This is a genomic window from Providencia rettgeri (genome assembly GCF_023205015.1).
GTDB lineage: Bacteria > Pseudomonadota > Gammaproteobacteria > Enterobacterales > Enterobacteriaceae > Providencia > Providencia rettgeri_E.
In genome coordinates this window covers 332,116-353,587 of sequence record NZ_CP096258.1, presented here as the reverse complement: position 1 = coordinate 353,587, position 21,472 = coordinate 332,116, and the positions used below count along the sequence as shown (strand labels likewise).

At 42.0% G+C, this 21,472-nt stretch carries 18 protein-coding genes; 8 read left to right on the top strand and 10 right to left on the bottom strand.

What is annotated here, in order from left to right:
- Positions 1-163: 163 nt before the first annotated feature.
- The 5 genes from bglF (at position 164) to M0M83_RS01530 (ending at position 6,413) form a co-directional block, all read left to right on the top strand.
- Complete coding sequence (gene bglF, locus M0M83_RS01550) at positions 164-2,059, top strand: PTS beta-glucoside transporter subunit IIABC (RefSeq protein ID WP_248467441.1); 1,896 nt, start codon at positions 164-166, stop codon at positions 2,057-2,059.
- Between the two features lie 12 nt (positions 2,060-2,071).
- Entirely contained in the window at positions 2,072-3,463 is a 1,392-nt protein-coding gene (locus tag M0M83_RS01545; protein ID WP_213913601.1) for a glycoside hydrolase family 1 protein, read from the top strand.
- A 142-nt stretch (positions 3,464-3,605) separates the two neighbouring features.
- Positions 3,606-4,910 carry a carbohydrate porin gene (locus M0M83_RS01540; RefSeq protein WP_248467439.1) on the top strand — a complete coding sequence of 435 codons (1,305 nt, stop codon included), beginning with the start codon at positions 3,606-3,608 and terminating at the stop codon, positions 4,908-4,910.
- 155 nt (positions 4,911-5,065) lie between these two features.
- A complete protein-coding gene (locus M0M83_RS01535) occupies positions 5,066-5,764 on the top strand; it encodes a helix-turn-helix transcriptional regulator (RefSeq protein ID WP_125891697.1) in 699 nt (232 codons plus the stop codon).
- A 49-nt stretch (positions 5,765-5,813) separates the two neighbouring features.
- Complete coding sequence (locus M0M83_RS01530) at positions 5,814-6,413, top strand: glutathione S-transferase family protein (protein WP_248467438.1); 600 nt, start codon at positions 5,814-5,816, stop codon at positions 6,411-6,413.
- 58 nt (positions 6,414-6,471) lie between these two features.
- Here M0M83_RS01530 and gorA read toward each other — a convergent pair whose 3' ends face one another.
- The gene (gene gorA, locus M0M83_RS01525; RefSeq protein WP_102138925.1) at positions 6,472-7,824 is read right to left on the bottom strand and encodes a glutathione-disulfide reductase; all 1,353 of its coding nucleotides are present in this window, start codon (positions 7,822-7,824) and stop codon (positions 6,472-6,474) included.
- A 138-nt stretch (positions 7,825-7,962) separates the two neighbouring features.
- Positions 7,963-8,805 carry a 23S rRNA (adenine(2030)-N(6))-methyltransferase RlmJ gene (locus tag M0M83_RS01520; RefSeq protein ID WP_248467436.1) on the bottom strand — a complete coding sequence of 281 codons (843 nt, stop codon included), beginning with the start codon at positions 8,803-8,805 and terminating at the stop codon, positions 7,963-7,965.
- A 233-nt stretch (positions 8,806-9,038) separates the two neighbouring features.
- On the opposite strand from M0M83_RS01520, the gene M0M83_RS01515 reads away from it, so the two are divergent.
- Together M0M83_RS01515 and yhjD are read left to right on the top strand one after the other, a co-directional pair.
- Positions 9,039-9,443, top strand: a complete 405-nt coding sequence (locus M0M83_RS01515) for a DUF1090 domain-containing protein (RefSeq protein WP_248467434.1) — start codon at positions 9,039-9,041, stop codon at positions 9,441-9,443.
- 204 nt (positions 9,444-9,647) lie between these two features.
- On the top strand, positions 9,648-10,640 hold the full coding sequence (yhjD, locus tag M0M83_RS01510) for an inner membrane protein YhjD (protein ID WP_248467432.1): 993 nt from the start codon (positions 9,648-9,650) through the stop codon (positions 10,638-10,640).
- A gap of 46 nt (positions 10,641-10,686) precedes the next feature.
- Here yhjD and M0M83_RS01505 read toward each other — a convergent pair whose 3' ends face one another.
- Entirely contained in the window at positions 10,687-11,748 is a 1,062-nt protein-coding gene (locus tag M0M83_RS01505; RefSeq protein WP_125891703.1) for an NAD(P)H-dependent flavin oxidoreductase, read from the bottom strand.
- Positions 11,749-11,958: 210 nt separating this feature from the next.
- Between M0M83_RS01505 and M0M83_RS01500 the strand changes: the two genes are divergently transcribed.
- The gene (locus M0M83_RS01500) at positions 11,959-12,975 is read left to right on the top strand and encodes a serine hydrolase domain-containing protein (RefSeq protein ID WP_248467431.1); all 1,017 of its coding nucleotides are present in this window, start codon (positions 11,959-11,961) and stop codon (positions 12,973-12,975) included.
- Between the two features lie 47 nt (positions 12,976-13,022).
- Here M0M83_RS01500 and M0M83_RS01495 read toward each other — a convergent pair whose 3' ends face one another.
- From M0M83_RS01495 to dppA, 7 genes are all read right to left on the bottom strand, one after another.
- Positions 13,023-14,519 (bottom strand): M16 family metallopeptidase, encoded by a 1,497-nt coding sequence (locus M0M83_RS01495; RefSeq protein WP_248467430.1) that lies wholly within the window; start codon positions 14,517-14,519, stop codon positions 13,023-13,025.
- A gap of 169 nt (positions 14,520-14,688) precedes the next feature.
- A complete protein-coding gene (locus M0M83_RS01490; protein WP_125891706.1) occupies positions 14,689-15,387 on the bottom strand; it encodes a HAMP domain-containing protein in 699 nt (232 codons plus the stop codon).
- Positions 15,388-15,581: 194 nt separating this feature from the next.
- Positions 15,582-16,586, bottom strand: coding sequence for a dipeptide ABC transporter ATP-binding subunit DppF (dppF, locus tag M0M83_RS01485; RefSeq protein ID WP_213913562.1), 1,005 nt, complete (start codon positions 16,584-16,586; stop codon positions 15,582-15,584).
- A complete protein-coding gene (dppD, locus tag M0M83_RS01480) occupies positions 16,583-17,563 on the bottom strand; it encodes a dipeptide ABC transporter ATP-binding protein (RefSeq protein WP_102138867.1) in 981 nt (326 codons plus the stop codon). Before dppD ends, dppF begins: the two co-directional genes overlap by 4 nt.
- Positions 17,564-17,575: 12 nt before the next feature.
- Positions 17,576-18,478 carry a dipeptide ABC transporter permease DppC gene (gene dppC, locus M0M83_RS01475; protein ID WP_213913560.1) on the bottom strand — a complete coding sequence of 301 codons (903 nt, stop codon included), beginning with the start codon at positions 18,476-18,478 and terminating at the stop codon, positions 17,576-17,578.
- Between the two features lie 10 nt (positions 18,479-18,488).
- Positions 18,489-19,508, bottom strand: a complete 1,020-nt coding sequence (gene dppB, locus M0M83_RS01470; RefSeq protein ID WP_102138865.1) for a dipeptide ABC transporter permease DppB — start codon at positions 19,506-19,508, stop codon at positions 18,489-18,491.
- A 168-nt stretch (positions 19,509-19,676) separates the two neighbouring features.
- Positions 19,677-21,284 carry a dipeptide ABC transporter periplasmic-binding protein DppA gene (gene dppA / locus M0M83_RS01465; protein ID WP_102138864.1) on the bottom strand — a complete coding sequence of 536 codons (1,608 nt, stop codon included), beginning with the start codon at positions 21,282-21,284 and terminating at the stop codon, positions 19,677-19,679.
- Between the last annotated feature and the right edge of the window lie 188 nt (positions 21,285-21,472).

The following is a 21,472-nucleotide window of genomic DNA, read 5'->3' as shown; positions in this document are numbered from 1 at the left end:
TATTTAACTGACAACGAATAAAAACCGAATGGATTGTTACCACCAACTCATGGTGGGCAAAACCTGATTATCACTCGCCTCATTAGGCGAGTGTGCATCAGGTTTTTTTTTGCATATTCATTAATAGCGCTAGTGTTCATCATAAAGTGATAAAGGAATATTTATGAAGTACCAACCTTTAGCAGAGCAGATAATTAACGATGTAGGCGGCCAAGACAATATCGTCAATGTCATTCATTGTGCAACGCGTTTGCGTTTTAAGCTTAAAGAGATAAAAAAAGCCAACCCTGAGCATTTAAAGCAAAACTCAGAAGTGATTACCGTTGTTGAAAGCGGGGGCCAATTTCAGGTAGTTATTGGTAACCATGTACATGAGGTTTATAACGCAATAAACCAACTCATTGGCAAAGAAGATGTAACGACAGAACATTCCCTAAAAGAAAGCGGTCAGATAGCTAACGAGAAAAAAGACAAAGAAAATATTCTTAGCCATTTTATCGATATTGTCTCCAGTATATTCACACCAATACTCGGCGTGATGGCAGCCTCGGGGATTTTAAAAGGTTTCCTTTCTTTATCTGTCACTCTTAATTGGTTATCAGAACAAAGTGCCACTTATAAATTATGGTTTGCTGCCAGTGACTCATTATTTTATTTTTTCCCTTTAGTTCTCGGTTATACCGCGGGTAAAAAGTTTGGAGGAAGCCCATTCTTAACCATGGCAATTGGTGGTGCTTTAGTACACCCATCAATGATAGCGGCATTTCAACAAAGCCTTAATGGTTCGGCTACTGAATATTTTCTAGGTTTACCTGTTACATTCATTAATTATAGTACTTCGGTTATTCCTATTATCTTTGCAGCTTGGCTGAGTTGTTTATTAGAAAAGCAGCTGAATACTTTATTGCCTGCTGCGATGAAAAACTTCATCTCGCCACTCTTATGTTTACTGATTATCGTTCCTCTCACTTTCTTGGTTATTGGCCCATCAGCAACCTGGCTAAGCCTATTAATTGCAGATACTTTCCAAACTATTTATAACTTTACCCCCGTTATTGCTGGTGCATTTATGGGGGCGATTTGGCAGGTTTGTGTTATTTTCGGCCTACATTGGGGCATTGTTCCCATTAGCATCAATAATCTTAGTGTTTATGGACAAGATGCGCTGGTTCCATTGCTTCTTCCTGCCGTTGCGGGGCAAGTCGGTGCAGCACTTGGCGTCATGCTAGCCACTCGCAATGCAAAGATGCGGATTATGGCAGGCTCTTCCGTCACCGCAGGGATCTTTGGCATTACCGAACCCGCCGTTTATGGCGTCACTTTACCGCTGCGCCGTCCCTTTATTTTTGGCTGCATCGGTGGTGGTGTCGGTGGTGCAATCATCGGTTATAGCCAAACGCTGACCTACTCTTTTGGCTTAGTCAACATTTTCACTTTCACACAAATCATTCCTGAAAGTGGTTTCAATAATACCGTTTGGGGAGCGATTATTGGATCATTGCTTTCTTTTGTTTTTGCTTGCCTAGCAACGCGCCTCTTTGGGCTTAAACATGAAACTAAACTCATTCAACCTACCCATGTTCAAGCTCAACCCGTGACTGACAATGATATTTTGTCCCCTATGTCTGGGCACTCACTTCCACTAACAAATGTCCCTGATGAAACATTCGCCAGTGGATTACTCGGACAAGGTGCCGCCATTGTCCCAACTGTTGGCGCAGTCTATGCCCCATTCGATGGTGAAGTTGGCTCATTTTTTAAAACTGGCCATGCGCTAGGTCTATTAAGCCAAAGTGGAATTGAATTATTAATCCATGTTGGCATCGATACCGTAAAACTCGATGGGCTTTACTTTACCCCCCAAGTTAAACAAGGGGATACATTCAAAGCCGGTGACCTTCTTCTCACCTTTGAATTAGAGAAAATTATTGAGGCTGGTTATGACTTAACAACGCCAATCATTATTAGTAATAGTGATGATTACGCCGCCGTTGAAACAACCTTGCTGAACCAGACAATCAATTCTGGACTTACATTCATGACAGTTAATCCGAAATAAGGAATTAAAATGATGACCAAATTTCCGAATACCTTTTTATGGGGTGGCGCAATTGCAGCAAACCAAGCCGAAGGCGCATATTTAACGGCAGGGAAAGAATTAAGTACATCTGATGTTCAGCCAAATGGTATTTTTGGAGAGCTTGTTGAACGAAATGATAACGACCAATATATTAAAGATGTCGCTATCGATTTTTATCATCGCTATCCAGAGGATATCGCTCTTTTTGCTGAAATGGGCTTCACCTGCTTACGCACCTCTATTGCATGGAGCCGTATATTTCCACTTGGTGACGAATTAACAGCCAATGAAGACGGCCTCGCTTTTTACGATAGTTTATTTGATGAAATGGCGAAATATAACATTCAACCCGTTATTACTTTATCCCATTATGAAATGCCCTATCACCTAGTGACAGAGTATGGCGGTTGGGGAAACCGTAAAACAATTGAATTTTTCGAACGTTATGCACGTACCGTCTTTGAGCGCTATAAAGATAAAGTCAAACTGTGGCTGACATTCAATGAAATCAATATGTCTTTACATGCACCAATGACTGGCGTGGGCCTGCCTGAAAATAGTTCTCCTTCAGCAGTTTACCAAGCAATTCACCACCAGCTCGTTGCCAGTGCAAGAGTCACGAAAGCCTGCCATGACATTATTCCTGATGCCAAAATCGGTAATATGTTATTAGGGGGTCTTGTTTATCCATTAACTTGTAAACCTGATGATGTGTGGGAAACCCTGACGGAAAATCGTAAATGGCTGTTTTTTGGTGATGTACAGTGTAGAGGGCAATACCCAGGCTATATGCTGCGTTATTTTAAAGACCAGCAAATTAATATAACGATTACAGAAGAAGATAAACGCGATTTACAGCATACCGTGGACTTTATCTCATTCAGTTATTATATGACGGGTTGCGTGACTGCGGATAAAGATGAATATGAGAAAAAACGCGGAAATATTCTCAGCATGGTTCCAAACCCTCATTTAGAAAGTTCAGAGTGGGGGTGGCAAATAGATCCCAAAGGGATGAGAACACTTTTAAATTTATTATGGGATAGATACCAAAAACCATTATTTATTGTTGAAAATGGATTAGGCGCTATTGATGAAATAACGCCTGAAGGAGAAATTATTGATGATTATCGTATTCAATATATCAACGACCATTTAGTTCAGATACATGAAGCCATCCAAGATGGTGTAGACATTATGGGCTATACCAGTTGGGGGCCGATTGATATTGTTAGCGCATCCAAAGCTGAAATGTCAAAACGCTATGGTTTTATTCATGTTGACCGTGACAACCAAGGTAATGGCTCTCTCGAAAGAAAACGTAAAAAAAGCTTTTATTGGTATCAAAGTATTATTAAGAGCCAAGGAGAGTTATTACGCTAATAAAATAAATACCTCAATATAATAAAAAATATCTCGGGATAATTTATTTATCTCGAGAGCCCTTAGATTAAAAAGACAACTGCATAAACCCATTATCTACTATTGGGTTAAGGCAAACTATTGCTAATAGGTTATTTCCGACATGAATAAAAAATTATTATTCTCTTTGTTATTTTTAACGTTACCTGCTATCGCGAATGAGCAACAATGGAATGGAACTGTTTTAGGCTTTGAGCCCGCCCCTAAAGGAATATTTGGCGATATGTTAGGAATACGTCCTATATTATCCGACCACGGTTTTTCATTTCACAGCAATTATTTGAGCCAAGTCGCCTATAATGCAGGGGGTGGCTACAATAATGATAAACATACTGCTTATATCGACCAATTTGCTTTTACATTCACACAAGACCTTGAACGTTGGACAGGTATTCCAGATGCCCGTATTGAAGGAAATATTGTCAATCGAAACCATGAAGACAACCTGACCATTAAACGCCTGCAAGACCCTCGAGTACCGAATAACGACCTTGCACAAGAAAGCTATGGGGGCGGCTCCATAACACGATTAGGATGGCTAACCTTCGCTCGTAGCTTTGATGACCGCCGACTAACCTGGCGTATTGGTATGATGAATAAAGTACAAGAGTTCGACCAAATTATTCCTTGTGATTTCCAATTACTCAGCCAATGTGGCGGAAAATCAGCTAACGCCCTGACATGGAGTAACTGGAATATTCACACTTGGGGAACAACGGTTAGCTATAAAATCACCCCCGGAATCACCATCAAAACAGGGGTTATGGAACAAAATCCTCAAGCAACGGATAGAAGCCATGCGTGGAGTTGGTCAACCAAAGGCAGTAAAGGCATTTTATTACCTTTAGAAATTGAAAACCGCACTTTCGTCAATGGGTTGCCTGGTGCCTATAACCTAGGGTTATTATATACCAATGCCAAACAGCATGACCTCTATAAAGATAAAAGCTACAACCACACATGGTTTGCCTATGGCGGAATGAACCAACAGTTAACTCGCCATCAAGACGATGAAAATCGAGGATTAAGTCTATCGGTTAGTGGCAGTTACCACGATGAGCGCAGTAATTTCATGAATTATGTTGTCTCAAGCTCCCTTCGCTACCGCGGGGCTTTTGATGCCAGACCTGAAGATTGGATTGGCCTCGGTGTTTCCTATATTGAGCTTAGTGACCACTTTGCAAAAAACCAAAAAATACAAAATAAGCAGTTAGGGATCACCGATTATAATGATCCGTTATATCATCCTATTACTTCAAACGCATTAAACGCAGAACTCTATTATCGCTTTAAGCCTGTTCATTGGTTGGAACTCCAACCAAGTATGCAGTATTGGCATCAACCGGGCGGTGTCAAAAGAACATCAGATGCGTGGGTCTTGGGTTTGAAAACGGTTTTAACGTTTTAAATGATATTACCGTTTATTTTATCTCTATCGATAAAGGGAGTTCCCCACTCCCTTTATCGCCAATAAATTAGCATTCCGCTTATTATTTTTTTATTATAGTTAGACACATTATCTTTGCTGTTTTTCTCCTTCTATAATATTAAGCAGACGACTTTATGACCCGCACGCAGCGCCTACTCACATTATTGCAGATACTCAAAGAGAATCGCTATCCGATTACGGCAGAAGCACTTTCATCACAACTGCAGGTCAGCGTTCGCTCGATCTATCGGGATATAGAATCCTTACGCGACCAAGGTGCTGAGATTATTGGTGAAGCCGGTATTGGCTACCAATTAAAAACGGGCCTGTTATTACCGCCTTTAACTTTTGATGAAAATGAGCTCGAAGCCTTAATATTAGGTTTACGTTGGGTAAAAAGTAATACAGACACTGAACTAAAAAGCTCAGCAATACGAGCGATAAGTAAGATTAATGCGGTGGTGGCAGGTCATTCACAGAAAATCCTAAATCAAAATACCTTATTTGCCCCAACCACCCATTTCTATGAAATTAATGACACGATAGCTAAAGATTTGCGTTTAAGCTTGCGAGAAGAGTGCAAAGCTCAAATGACTTACCTGGATGGACAAAATCAACCTAGCAAACGCACTATTTGGCCAATTGCGATTGGTTATATGAAAGATTCACAAGTTTTGGCCGCTTGGTGTGAATTACGTGAAAGTTACCGCCACTTCCGTTTAGACCGCATTCAATCTTATCAGGCACTTTCAGATAAGCTACCTTACCCCAAAAATTACCTACTAGAACGTTGGCAAAAAGAAGTATTGTGCGTCTCTCCTGACAATTTCTGACACTCGACTCCCTTATAGTAAGCGCTCAACTTCATATAAGGAAATCACCATGAGCGAACTGGTTCTGTTTACTAATTCAATGTCACGCGGTAATACTGTCGACCTACTTTTAAAAATTTTAGACATTCCTTACAAACGTGTTGAATTAGGTTATGGCGCGGATATGCACACTGCTGAATATCTTGCAATTAATCCCATGGCAAAAGTCCCTGCGCTTGTTGATGGTGATGCCATTGTCACTGAAACTGCCGCCATTTGCTTATATTTAGCAGATAAGTTTATTGAAAAAGGGTTAGCACCGGCCTTGAGCGACCCTAAACGTGCAGATTACTACCGTTGGTTCCTATTTACTGCTGGGCCAATTGAATCTGCCTTTACCATCAATAATTTAGGCATTCAATTAGACGAAGAGCAACAAAAATCTTCTGGCTTTGGTTCTATCGAGCGCGCCATGGCGTGTTTAGAAGTGGGTTTAAACAATGCTAAACCGTTTATTTGTGGCGAGCAATTTACGGCTGTCGATGTGTATATCGGCGCATTTGTGATGTTTTTAGTTAAATACCAAGTCATGGAAACCACCCCTGCGATGCAAAAATACCTTGATAGCTTAGCGGCCATTCCTGCGATTGCTGAACTGTTGGCAAAATAATGCCAAAAAAAAGCTAAGTTCAGATGAACTTAGCTTTTAATTTAAGATAACCAATGGATCAACGCATGGTCACAAATTCTTCCGCTGCGGTTGGGTGAATAGCAACAGTATTATCAAAATCTTTTTTGGTTGCGCCCATTTTTAATGCAACCGCGAAGCCTTGTAACATTTCATCCATACCGAATCCAATGCCATGAATACCAACGATTTTTTCATCGTCGCCAACACAAACTAGCTTCATACGGCAAGGCTGACGATGCGAAGTAACCGCGGTGTACATGGCTGTGAAAGATGACTTATAGCATTTAACTTTATCAGCGCCATATTTTTCAATTGCTTCTGGTTCAGTTAAACCAACAGTGCCAATTGGTGGGTGTGAGAATACCACCGTTGGAATATTACTGTAATCTAAGTGCTCATCCGGTTTATTATTAAATAAACGCTCAGATAAACGACGGCCAGCCGCAACCGCAACTGGGGTTAATTCAACCGCGCCAGTGTTATCACCCACCGCGTAGACACCCGGTACATTGGTGTTCTGGTATTTATCAACCTTGATATAGCCTTTTTCATTCAGTGCGACACCTGTGGCTTCAATATTCAGGTTATCAGTCATTGGTTCACGGCCAATTGCCCAAATTAATGCGTCTACCGTTTGTTCTTGGCCATTTTCCAATTTCAATGTCAGTGAACCATCTGAATTTTTCACGACTTCTTTTGGAATTGATTCTGTGTGCAGTTTTGGCCCTTCCGTATTCATGACTTCCACTAATGTTTCAACAATAAGTGGGTCAAATGAGCGTAACGGGGCGTGTTTACGCACGAATAAATGCGCTTCTGCACCTAAGCCATTTAATACACCTGCGAGTTCAACGGCAATATAACCAGCTCCCACAACCGCAACACGTTTTGGTAAGGCTTCAAGTTCAAAGAAGCCATCAGAAGTCATGCCATATTCTGCACCTGGGATAGCAGGGATCACCGGACGCCCGCCAGTTGCAATCAAAATATGGTCTGCCGTGTAGGTTTCACCATTTACCTCAACAGTATGGGCATCAATAAAACGTGCAAAACCATTGATAACATCGACTTTGTTATTGCCTAAGACACGGTCATAAGATTGGTGAATACGATCAATGTAAGCAGTACGGCTATCAATCAATGTTTTCCAATCAAAACGATTAATTGTCGCATCAAAACCATAATCAGGACCATAATTGCGAATAGCTTCAGAAATTTGTGCCGCATGCCACATCACCTTTTTCGGCACGCAGCCCACGTTAACACAAGTTCCACCTAATGCTTTCGCCTCAATTAAGGCACATTTTTGCCCATACATTGCTGCACGGTTCATCGACGCAATACCACCGCTTCCGCCACCAATTGCGATATAGTCGTAATGTTTGCTCATAATTTGGTTATTCCCATTGATTGAATGATTTATGAATGCATTTTCTCGCATCATGCTATTGATTGTCATGATATAAATAGCGCTTTTAGATAGGTAAAGCCTATTGATTTAATCGACGTTACCTATCAAAAATACCGTTTACTCTGGCACAATCCAGTCAACTAACGTATGTCCTGTACCTTCTGGGACGAGTGTTTTATGTAACCACGGCAGCACATTCTTCATTTGCTGCTCAAGTTTCCAAGGTGGGTTAATCACTATCATACCAGACGCTGTCATTCCACGTTGGTCGCTATCAGGGCGTACCGCCAATTCAATTTGTAGTATTTTACGAATGCCCGTTGCTTCTAATTGATTGACCATGCGCTTAATTTGTTGCCGTAATACAACAGGATACCAAATTGCATAAGTTCCTGTTGCAAAGCGTTTATAGCCTTCTACCACCCCTTTCACTACTGCTTCATAATCCGTCTTCATCTCATAAGGAGGATCCAACAGCGCAAAACCACGTCGACTCTGTGGGGGTAATTTCGATTTCAGTTGTTGATATCCATCTTCCTTGAAAACTTGCGCGCGGTTATCCCGTGAAAATTCGGTGCGCAATAATGGATAATCGCTCGAATGTAATTCAGTTAATACCAGTTTATCGTGTTCACGTAATAAATATTTTGCTAATAATGGTGAACCTGGGTAATAGCGTAAGCGCCCATTATCATTCAATTGGCGCACAATATTCATGTACGGTAATAATTCCTCAGGTAAATCAGGTTGCTCCCAAATGCGCGCAATCCCTTCAAGATATTCACCTGTTTTTTCTGCATGCTCCCCCGTTAATTGATAACGGCCAGCACCTGAATGTGTATCTAAATACAGAAACGGTTTTTCTTTCTCTTTCAGAGATTCAATAATCAAGCTCTGTACTGTGTGTTTTAACACATCAGCATGGTTGCCTGCGTGAAAGCTGTGACGATAACTTAACATGTAACGTTTGTTTCCTGAGGAAATTCAATACTAGCCACTAAGATGACTATTATTAAATAGGTTCTTTAAAGATAGCCCTTTTGAACAAAAAATAGACCGGATTTATTCATCCGCGTCATTATAGCTAAAATTAACTACAAATGTCATAACCATAGCTGTGTTAAAATTCACATGACCGAAAAGAAATAAAACGCTATCCTAAGCACAAATTTTAAAATAAACAGAGGTAAATGATGAATAAAATACTCCTTACAACTAGTATTTGTATTTCTTTTTTTACGAGCGCATCAGTAATGGCAGCAAAAACACAAAATGGCTGCGAAATAAAAAAACAACGCATTGAAGAGCAAATTAATTACGCTAAACAACATGGAAATCAACATCGAGTTAAAGGCTTAGAAGAAGCACTCGATAATGTGAATCGTTATTGCACTCCAGAATCTTTATACCGAGATAGCCAAAAAGAGGTGGCTGAAAAAACAGAAAAAGTACAAGAGCGCGAAGCTGAGTTGCAGGAAGAAAAATTAAAAGGTGATGACAGAAGCAAAATTAAAAAGCGTGAAAGAAAACTCGCGGAAGCACAAGCCGAGTTAAAAGAAGCTCAAGCTGAACTGCAAGTTTATAAAGATGCGCTTTAATTTCTAATGTCCCTTTTCCTCTGATTAATTAGCTAGTTGCTTTGACTTTATACAAACGTTCCAATGGCTATTTATCTCTTAAAATAGTCATTGGGATGAAGTTACTAGCCAATTTAAGCTATAGTATTATGCATATTATTCATTTATAGGCATTAAATAGGTCGAAAAGTCAGACAATTTTTAGTTGCGGGAAAAGGGGATTAAATGTCGAATACGCAGGAAGAAGAACAAAAAGATACCAATAAACTGAAAGCAACACTGAATAGAAGTATTGATGGCAGTAAAAAAGCAGTGACCTTCTCAATGCGCGTTGTGAACTTTATTTGTGCAATTCCTTTTATTGCTCATATCATTCGTACCGTGCAACGCTTTAACGACCGAATGGGGAACCAGTTTGGAGCTGCGATCACTTATTTCTCCTTTCTCTCTTTAATCCCCGTTTTAATGTTTTCATTCGCTGCTGCCGGTTTTGTATTAGCTAGTAATCCTGAATTACTTGAAAAATTAGTTCGTGGAATTTCTGCAAATATTACTGATCCGACACTCGCAAATACATTAGAAAGAACAATAGATACCGCCATCCGTCAACGTACAACCGTTGGGCTGACAGGGTTAGCTTTAGCAGTCTACTCAGGGGTTAATTGGGTTAATAACTTACGTTTAGCTATTTTGGCGCAATCTCGCCCTGTATGGGAACGTAATGAAGATGAACATGAAAATATTATCTTCCGCTATATTCGCGACTTCTTTGCTTTAATTGGCCTACTTATTGCCTTAGTTGTGACAATTACGCTGACCTCTGTTGCTGGCTCTGCACAAGCAACGATTGTCAGTACACTTGGACTAGGCGGTATAGAATGGCTGAAACCGGCTTGGACACTCATTGGTTTAACGATATCAATTACGGCTAACTTCCTATTATTTCTGTGGATTTTTTGGATCCTGCCGCGCATGCAACATCGCCGTAGGTCACTCTTTAAAGGAACATTACTGGCAGCCATTGGGTTTGAAATCATTAAATCCATCATGACCTGGATTTTGCCTAACCTTGCATCCTCACCTTCCGGTGCTGCATTTGGTTCAGTGCTTGGGCTAATGGCATTCTTCTATTTCTTTGCGCGTTTAACTTTATTTTGTGCAGCTTGGATAGCCACTGATGAGCCAAAAGGTTCATTGGATAACGAAATGGTTAAATAGCAACTTATTGAGGGCGGTGATGCAACCCGCCCCACCACGCTTAAAACTAGCGTTTCATTTCTTCTGCTAACGTTCTAACCAATAAAGACGCTGGCATCTCGCGAGCTTTCGCCACACTCTGCCCCGCCCAATATGCCGAAAATTCATCGCTACCTGATTTGATTGCTGCTGCATTAAGCTGCTTACCAATATCATAAACCAATGGATAATCAGGTAATTGACTTGTCTCATAGCCGTTACCTGCTCGAATAAATTGATTAATAATCCCTCTCGCTGGACGCCCTGAAATTGCAGACGTTAGTTGCGTGTGATCCCCAGTTTGTTGCTTAATCTTAGCTCGATAGCCTGCGTTCGCGGCAGATTCAGGACAAAGCAAAAATGCAGTGCCTAATTGAGCGGCAGCAGCACCGCAATCTAAAGCCATATTAATACCTTGCCCATCCATCATGCCACCAGCCGCAATCACTGGTAAATCAATATGTTGAGATATTAACGTCACTAATTCATAAGTGGTCAGTTCTTCATCTAAAGCCTGCAAATCAAACATACCTCGATGCCCTCCCGCCTCAATACCTTGTGCAACAACAGCGTCAATCCCAGCCAATTCAACTTGTTGTGCTTCATGCAAATTGGTTGCGGTCGCCATGGTATAAATCCCATGTTGTTTCAATTTCTGGATTACCTCGAAGGATGGAATATTAAAATGGAAACTTACGACTGCAGGTTTTGTTGCAAGCAACACAGATAACATTTCTGAGTTATCTAAAAAAGTGTCATAAATTTCATTGAGATAAGCAGGGGGATGCTCATTAAATTGGGTAAAGTAAGGGGTTAAATACTGGATCCACGCTTGTTCATTCGTGGGATGACGCTTCGCAGGTAAATGGCAAAATAAATTGACGTTGAATGCTTTACTTGTCAGAGCTTGCGTTTGAATAATCAATTGGCGAGCTTGTTCCACTGAATTTGCACCTAGGCCTAGTGAGCCAAGCCCGCCCGCCTCTGAAACTGCAGCGGCTAGCGCTGGGGTGGAAACGCCTGCCATCGGAGCTTGTATAATGGGATAACGCAAGCCTAACCGTTGTAAAAATGTATTCACGTTGTTCATGCTATTTCCTTTACATCAATATCTGGGTACATTTTATGTTCTTATATCTAGAGTAAACATAGCACCAAATTTATATAAAAAGAAAAAACACTGACCCTAGTATGGCTGCCATATTACCCATTTCAGCGCATTTTAAACGTACATTGGTTCGTATGAATATGATTAAGATGGCATGTATCCTCATCTTAATCATTTAATAATGAGATTATTATGACCACCTCTATTCAACAACTCGAAAATTTAACTTGTGGTGTCGTCCTTTACTACCATAATCAAACCCAAAATAGCGTAGGAACCTTCTGCGCCAGAGGAGCAGATCTTGAAGGTGCGCCCCTCACTGTTGATACACCGCTGCGAATCGCCAGTAACACAAAGACATTTACTGCGGCTGCAATTTTACGTCTTACTGAAATGGGGAAACTTAGTATTGATGATGCAATATCTGAATATATTGACCCACAATATGATGCGCTGCTCAGTACCCAATATAACACTCGTGCTATCACCATCCGCCATTTACTGGAGCACAGCAGTGGCCTGCTAGACCATGCTGATGGTGACTATCTCAAAGCCGTTCTTAAACAGCCTAATTATGTTTGGAGCCGAACAGAGCAGGTCGAGATGTACATGGGTAAACAATTTCCAACGTTTTCGCCTTCAGAGTCCTTTATCTATTCAGATACTGGGTATATTTTGCTCGGTGATATTATTGAACGAATCACAGGGCAATCCCTTGGCCTAGCCGTTAGGGAACTTTTGCATTTCAACTCTATTGGCCTTGAAAGCGCCTATTGGGAGTCATTAGAGCCGCCCCCTAAAATCGCGGCTCCCCGGGCTCGCCAATACTTAGGTAAATGGGATGGCACTCATGTTCACGCTTCCATGGATGCCTATGGCGGTGGTGGTTTAGTTATGTCATCGAAACAAATGGCGATATTTCTAGAAGCGCTGTTTGAGGGAAATATTTTTTCATCACCAAATACGCTAGAGACTATGCTAAGTATGGGTTCTCATGATGGCGCAGAAAATTACAGATTGGGCATCATGGTGAATGTTGTCAATGGCATCACCTTGTATTCCCATTTAGGTTTTTGGGGCTCGGTAGCCTATTACGCACCAAAAGCAAAAACCAGTGCGGCAGGGTTTGTTGATGATAGAGAATCACGAGAGACGCTGATCCACGTTATTGAATCAATATTAAGCCAACAACATGAAATGAAAAAATAGCCACTGGATATTCAATGGCTATCTTTCGTATTTCTATCTTTTCATATTTATTGTGCAGTAGATTTTTCTTCTACAGGTGAAGCGGATGCGGCTTCTGTTGATACTGGCGCTGCAATTTGAGGCCATAGCACCTTGGTAAATTTCTGGCGAATTTGTTCTGCATCCATCATTTGTTTATCTTTTGGCTGCGCTAATACAAACGCTGCCTCTTGAGATAATAACCGACGAGCTTCCATATTCACCTGTTCAAGGCTTTGTGACGCCAAGAAAGATTGCCTTAACCGCTGATACTGTTCAGGAGCAATATCAACCACCCCATTTTGTTGAGAAATTAAACGTTGGCTAATCAGAACGTCGGTACTCGTGCGCGCATAAGCGGCAAACAACTGCGATAACTGCACCTGTTTCTCTTTGAGCATGTCGTCAAATAACTCAGGCGCAATACCATTTTGGTTAATCGATGCAAGCTCACTCGCGACAATGTCTGTCACCGCCGCCATTTTTTCAGGCGCTGCCGTGACCGTTAATGTACAACTGGCTTTTTGATATTGCACACGACAATCTAACCCCGGAACGACTTCCCCTTGACTAAACTTTTGATTGAACGCTTTTTGCAAGGAGCGATAAACCGCTTCACGCGCTAAGTCACTGGACCAATAACGCAGTAAGACATTTGAGTCTTTAATGGGTAGCCAATCAATATCCCAAATTAATGAAAGCGTGTCCTGTGCAGGTTGTTCCTGCAAAATATCAATAGATTGCGGTTTTACTGACGATAACACGGCAACAGAAACCGGTTCAGAGCGCCGACCTTCTAATGAAGAGAAATTTTGTGAAATTGAATCAGATAACATTCGAGCATCCACATGGCCCGCGACATACAATGTCATGACATCCGGTGTATACCATTTTTGATAAAAAGAGTTCACACTTTCAAGCGCCACAACATCATTCGGTTTTTGGCCTGGGTCATACCCCATCATCGTTGACCCCTTTAAACGCGCTCGCCAAACGGGATCGTTGGCATTTAAAGGGAGTGTTGCTACGGGTACGTTTTGAGCGGTTAAACCATTATGTAACGTCGTTTCTGTATACTCCGCACCTGCAACAGAAGTTGCAAGCCAATTGAGCGCTTGCTTAATTAGGTCTGGGCGATTATTAGGTAAACTTAAGCTATAAATAGTATAGTCATAGGAAACAACAGCGGGTGGAATAGGCATGTCAGGGTCTGCTGCCTGACGCCAAAATTCTTGTAATGTTGCAGTTGGAAACGCTTCTGTTTGATGAAACAACGCCATTTTAGGAATGAGATAACTGTATCCTTTCTCGCTCGCTTTTTCTGTTAATGAGCCTGCTTTTATTGCTAATCTGAGCTGGATACGGTCATTTGGACGTTGTGGTGTTTGTAATAATTGCCAGCTAAAGCCATTTTCTAGCTTTCCTTGCTGCCATGCTGGATCAGGTTGTAAAGACTCAGCCACCGCTAAATGCGAGACGGAGAATAATACAACACTAATGATATACCGAACTTTCAAGCCCTGCATGTAAACCCCTATGTGTTTTATATCTTTATATTTAACCGCGAATAACGACAGATAAATTAACGAAAAACGCGAACTTATCGGGTTAAACGATATAGTTTGGCTTTATTCCATTTTTCATTGTCACCACTATAACGATATTAGACCATAAAGCTGAGTTCATGTTCATGGCTTAGTCTGATTTTTGCTGTTTTCTTTGACGATTATACCCTTTTGCAAGTAAACCGAGCTCATCGTCATGATGATATTCAGACACAGTAATTTGATTAACTTCAGAATTTGTCTGTAACTCAATTGCGATTTTTCGCAGTGGTCTTACTATCATACGGCTGACGCACCACGTCATTCCAATAGCAATAATGAGTACTAACAGCAAATAAGTGGTTGTCATCAAAGCAAGTGTATTTAATGCGAACCGATAAACACGGTTAGGGTCAACCTGTAATGTTAAATACCCTTGAGGCTTCGCTTGCAACACAACATTACCATAGGCGTACAGCGGCACGGTCATTTCGACAGGGATCCCCACAAAATGAGTCACCCAATTAGGTATCGGCTTAGGCGTTGCAAAGCTTAGATTCATTACCGTTGTGCCATCAACCGTAATAATCGCATTTCCCATAATACCCGATGTTTTTAAACTTATCAGCAACCGTTTGACTTCGTTAAGATCGGAGCTTAGCAATGAATCTGTTAATGGTTCTTGAATTTGCACTACAGCGTTACTGAGTTGGTCTAAATAATCTTGCTTACGTTGTTCAACTAAGTAACTGAATTGAATAGCTAAAAAAAGCGCAAGTGATAGCAACGTAATCATAAAGAATACGACCATACTTTTTAATGTTAGTGAGCGTTGGACTCGGGTATTCATTTGGCCACAACCTTTCTAATCAAGCAGCTTTTTAAAGAAAACGGGAACATCAGCCAGTATACTTGATTTTATCTGCAAAAGAGTAGCTTAAAAAGAAAGATTGGGTATTTAGGACAAACAACATGTTAAAACTGATTAAAGGCATACTTGAATAAAAAACGGCAGAAAATTAGCCTTTTCTGCCGTTTCACACATTAACTCATAACAATCATCTGCTTTTCATCTTCATCAACCGCAAAACATGCAACCAACTGTTGGTTATATTCCTTCAATGTTGGCTGGAGCTGCGTACACTGACCAAATGCTCTACGACAACGCGCGGCGAATGCGCACCCCGGTGGTGGGTTCAAGGGACTTGGCAACTCTCCCGTTAATTTAATACGTTCGCGCCGAGCGTCTGGATTCAACCTTGGTGTCGCGGATAATAACGCTTGGGTATAAGGATGAAGAGGGTTATTAAAAATCTGCTCTTTTGTCCCTTTTTCCACACAGCGGCCTAAATACATCACCATGACTTCATCAGCAATATGCTCTACCACCGATAAATCGTGTGAAATAAACACATAAGATAAACCTAAGTCTTGCTGTAGATCCATCATCAGATTTAATACTTGAGCACGAACAGAAACATCCAGAGCGGAAACAGGTTCATCTGCAACCACGATGTCAGGGTCAAGCATTAAACCACGTGCTATCGCGATACGTTGACGTTGACCACCAGAAAACATATGAGGGTATCGGCTATAGTGCTCTGTTTTCAAGCCCACTTTAGCCATCATGGAGAGCACTTTTTCTTTACGCTGCTCTTTCGATAGCGAAGTATTAATCAATAGCGGCTCTTCCAAAATTTGCCCCACCTTTTTACGTGGGTTTAGCGAGCCATAAGGGTTTTGAAAAACAATTTGGATTTTTTGACGGCGTAGCTTCTCTGCAGACTTATCTTTTATTAACAAGTCTTGGCCTTGATAATACAACTCGCCTTCAGAAGGTTGCTCAATCATGGTTAATAAACGACCCAATGTCGATTTACCACAACCGGACTCCCCAACCACTGCCAGTGTTTTACCTCTTTCTAGTTCAAAAGAGACTCCATCCAATGCTTTTAAGGTTTTCTCGGCAGCAAAAACCCCTCTTTTGACGGAATAATATTTTTTCAAATCCACAGCTTTAAGTAATGGAGTATATTGTTTGTCACTCATAGTGTTGGCCTCCCCATATCATCCAGTGGCATATGGCATTTGACTTGGCGATCACCAACGGTTTGTAACATTGGCTCTTCTTGACGGCATATCTCCGTTGCATACGGACAACGTGGGTTCAATAAACAGCCCACTGGCCTATCGTATTTTCCGGGAACCACACCGGGAAGTGAGGCTAAACGTGATTTATTTGTCGCAAATTCCGGCAAGGCACGTAGTAGCGCTTGTGTATAAGGATGGCGAGGGTGTTTAAAAATATCACTCGCTTTGGCGGACTCAACCACCTGCCCTGCATACATTACAATTATGTGATGTGCCGCTTCTGCTACTAAAGCGAGGTCATGAGTGATAAGCACTAATGCCATATTTTCTTGTTGCTGCAATTCCAACAACAATTCAATGATTTGGGCTTGAATAGTAACATCTAGCGCTGTTGTCGGTTCATCCGCAATCAATAATTTAGGTCGACATGCTATCGCCATCGCAATCATCACTCGCTGGCTCATCCCACCAGACAACTGGTGAGGATACACATCTAAACGTGATTGTGGGTCAGGGATCCCCACCATATCTAACAGGTCAATAGCCCGCTGTTTGCGTGTACTTTTGCTCCCGCCTTGATGCACTTTCAATGCTTCAATGATCTGATACCCCACGGTAAAACAAGGGTTTAAACTGGTCATCGGATCTTGGAAAATCATCGCAACATCGGCACCAACAATCTGCCTACGTTCTTTTTCAGGGATCGACAGCAAATCACGTCCATCAAATTTTAATGAATCTGCCATCACTTTTCCGGGGTAATCGATCAATCCCATAATCGCGAGTGAACTCACCGATTTACCTGAACCCGACTCACCAACAATACCAACGACCTGGCCTTTATCAACGCTATAGCTGATGCGGTCAACGGCGCGAAACGGTGCTTTTTCGTCTCCGAAATGTACCGAAAGTTGTTCTACATTTAACAATGCCATTTGGTTACCTCATCACTGCTTGAGTTTTGGATCAAATGCATCACGTAACCCATCACCCATCAGGTTGAACGCAAGCACCGTCAATAAAATTGCTAATCCAGGAAAAGTCACTACCCACCATGCGCTTTGTGCAAATTGCAACACATCAGACAGCATCGTTCCCCATTCAGGAGTTGGTGGCTGTGCGCCCATTCCGAGGAAACCCAAAGCAGCCATATCTAAAATGGCATTCGAAAAACCTAAAGAGGCCTGTACAATCAAAGGTGCCAAACAGTTAGGTAAAATATTGATGAACATTTGACGAGCCGCTCCCGCACCCGCAACTCGAGAGGCAGTGACATAATCACGGTTGACTTCCACCAGTACAGCCGCACGCGTCAGCCTGATGTAATGTGGCAAAGCAACAAACGTCAAAGCAATAGAAGCATTAACAATGGACGGGCCAAAAATGGCCACCAGCACCAACGCTAATAATAGGCTCGGTAATGCCAACATGATGTCAACTACACGCATGATTAACGCATCAACAACACCACCAAAATATCCCGCGATCACCCCAATGGTGACACCCATAATTAATGATAAAACAACGACTAAGCAGCCTACTAGCAATGACAAACGTGCGCCATACATTAAGCGGGAAAGTAAATCACGCCCAACATCATCTGTCCCTAAAATAAACTGCCAACTTCCCCCATCTTCCCAAACTGGTGGAACAAGTAAAAAATCACGAAATTGCTCATCAGGTGCGTGAGGCGCCAATACCCCCGCAAAAATCGCAATCAGCACCATCAGGATAATATAGAACATCCCGACAACGGCCCCTTTGTTACGCTTAAAATAGTGCCAAAACTCTTGCAATGGTGTCATCGGCTGCGGGGCGCTGACAACAGTTGGCTCAGTAGATTGAGACATTTAGCGCTCCTTATTTCTTATGACGAATACGTGGGTTTACAATGCCATACAGCACGTCGACCACTAAGTTTACGAGTATGATCAGTGTAGCTACCAGCAAGACTCCCCCTTGTACTACAGGGTAGTCACGGCGCTGTAACCCTTCGATTAACCAGCGTCCTAATCCAGGCCATGAGAAAATAGTTTCTGTTAAAATAGCCCCCGCTAACATCACCCCAACCTGTAAGCCAATTACCGTGACTACGGGTAATAATGCGTTGCGTAATGCGTGAATTAAAATGACGCGCGCGCGGCCAAGGCCTTTAGCCCGTGCGGTACGAATATAGTCTTCTCCCAACACTTCCAACATTGACGAGCGAGTCATACGCACAATAACGGCTAATGGGATCGTTCCTAAAACAATAGACGGCAATATTAAGTGTTCTACCGCATCAATAAAATCACCATCCTCCCCCCAAATTAGGGTATCAATAAGCATAAAACCGGTTAGAGGCTGGGAGTCATCCAGAAAAACGGTATCACTGACTCGGCCAGCTACTGGGGTGAGGTCTAACTGCACCGACACAAGCATGATGAGCATGATCCCCCACCAGAAGATAGGCATTGAGTAACCCGTTAAAGAAAGGCCGATGGCAGTATGGTCAAAAATTGACCCACGTTTTACTGCCGCTAAAACCCCAACAGGGATCCCAACAGAAACCGCAAAAATCATGGCGCAGGTAGCTAGTTCGACTGTCGCTAAAAAACGCGGTAAAAACTCTTCCCACACACCAATACGGCTTTTTAGGGAAATCCCTAAATCACCATGAAATATCCCATTGATGTAATGGAGATATTGCTTCCAAAGTGGCTGATCAAGCCCTAGTTCAGCCATTAAATAAGCATGCCTTTCAGGGGATAATCCCCTTTCACCAGCCATGATCATCACCGGGTCACCCGGGATCATGTGGACAAAAGCAAAGGTTAATAATGTAATACCGATAAACGTGGGGATCACAAGCCCCAATCGTCGGAGGATAAATTGCAACATATCCTGAATCTCTTTAATAATGCCGTTGACGGCTCTTAGTCCGTTTGGCTACTCAGAAAATCGCTTTTCCGGGTGCTCACAAACAACTTAACTTTTCCGCTTCTTCTAGAGAAGAAAACGCCCTCCGCTCTAAACCAGCAACGAAGGGCATAGACAGATTAGATACGATTACTTCTCAATATCGACGTTTTCGAAGTGGTGTTTCCCTAGTGGGTCAACCACATAGCCTTTGACTTCTTTACGTACTGGCTCGAACACCGTGGAGTGTGCAATAATGAGAGCTGGCGCCTGCTCATTCATCACAACTTGCGCTTGCTTATACAGTTCGACTCGTTTGTCGTGATCTGCAGTTTGGCGCGCAGGTTGGATCAAGTTTTCAAAGCTTTCATTACACCATTTTGAGTAGTTAGAACCTTGCTCTTTTGCGGCGCAGCTAAATAAGGTTGCGAAGAAGTTATCAGGGTCCCCATTGTCACCCGTCCACCCCATCATTACCGTTTGTGGCTCGCCATCTTTCGCACGTTTGAGGTATTCGCCCCACTCATAGCTGACAACTTTTGATTTAACGCCAACTTTTGCCCAGTCTGCTTGGATCATTTCCGCCATACGGCGTGCATTTGGGTTATATGGTCGTTGAACAGGCATCGCCCACAGGTCTATCTCAAAACCATTCGGGAAACCCGCTTCTGCTAATAAGGCTTTCGCTTTTTCAGGATTATATTCGTAATCGTTCACAGCATCGTTATAGCCCCACATTGTCGGTGGGATAAGGTTTTTCGCTTTTTGGCCTGCACCTTGATAAACCGCTTCGATAATTGCATCTTTGTTCACCGCCATAGACAGCGCTTGGCGAACTTTTTGATTATCTAACGGTTTTTTCTCGACATTATAAGAGAGGTAACCGACGTTTAGGCCTGGTTGCTCCATTAACGTAATGTCTTTATCTTGCTTCATACGCTCTAAATCAGCCGGATTTGGATATGGCATGACTTGGCATTCATTTTTTTGCAGTTTTGCATAACGAACGGAAGCATCTGGCGTGATAGAGAAGACTAAACGGTCAAGTTTAGGTTTTGTGCCCCAATATTGGTCGTTGGCTTTATAAAGAATACGGGAGTCTTTCTGATACTGTTGCAGAACAAATGGGCCTGTTCCGATTGGGTTTAAGTCTACTTTTTCTGGCGTACCCGCTTTCAACATCTGATCTGCATATTCAGCAGAAAGAATGGATGCGAAGTCCATTGCCATATCGGCTAAGAATGGAGATTCTGGACGAGTTAACGTAATTTTTACGGTGTTATCATCGACTTTTTCAACTTTATCGATAATTTTATCCATATCCATTCCCATAAAGTATTCATAGCTGCCACCTGAAACTTTATGGTATGGGTGATTTGCATCTTTTTGACGCATAAATGTATAGATGACATCGTCCGCATTCAAATCACGGCTTGGCTTAAATTCTTTATTCGAGTGCCATTTGACACCTTTACGTAGATGGAAAGTATATTCTTTACCATCATCACTCACTTCCCAGCTTTCCGCTAGGCCCGGTTCAATTTCCGTCGTTCCTAATTTGAATTCCACTAAGCGGTTATACAGTGGGATTGAACTTGCATCATAGGTTGTTCCTGACGTGAACAACTGCGGGTTAAAGCCCTCTGGGGAACCTTCTGAACAATAAACTAACGTTTTTGCCTGTACTGATGCTGATACTGCTAATGCTGCCAATGTAAGCCCTACAGTCAGTAAACCTGTCTTTTTAATAGAGCGCATCTGTATGCTCCTATGGTGTTCATGTTGTTTTGCTTGATGCCTAAATCCGTCATAAAAACGACAGATGTAGTATCTGTATTTTTTGTTATTCATTGTGCAATTAATCAACTGTTACTCACTTCGTCAATAGCCACATTTATGACTCACCTACAATCTATGTAACATATTAGAAACAATTAGCATCGCAA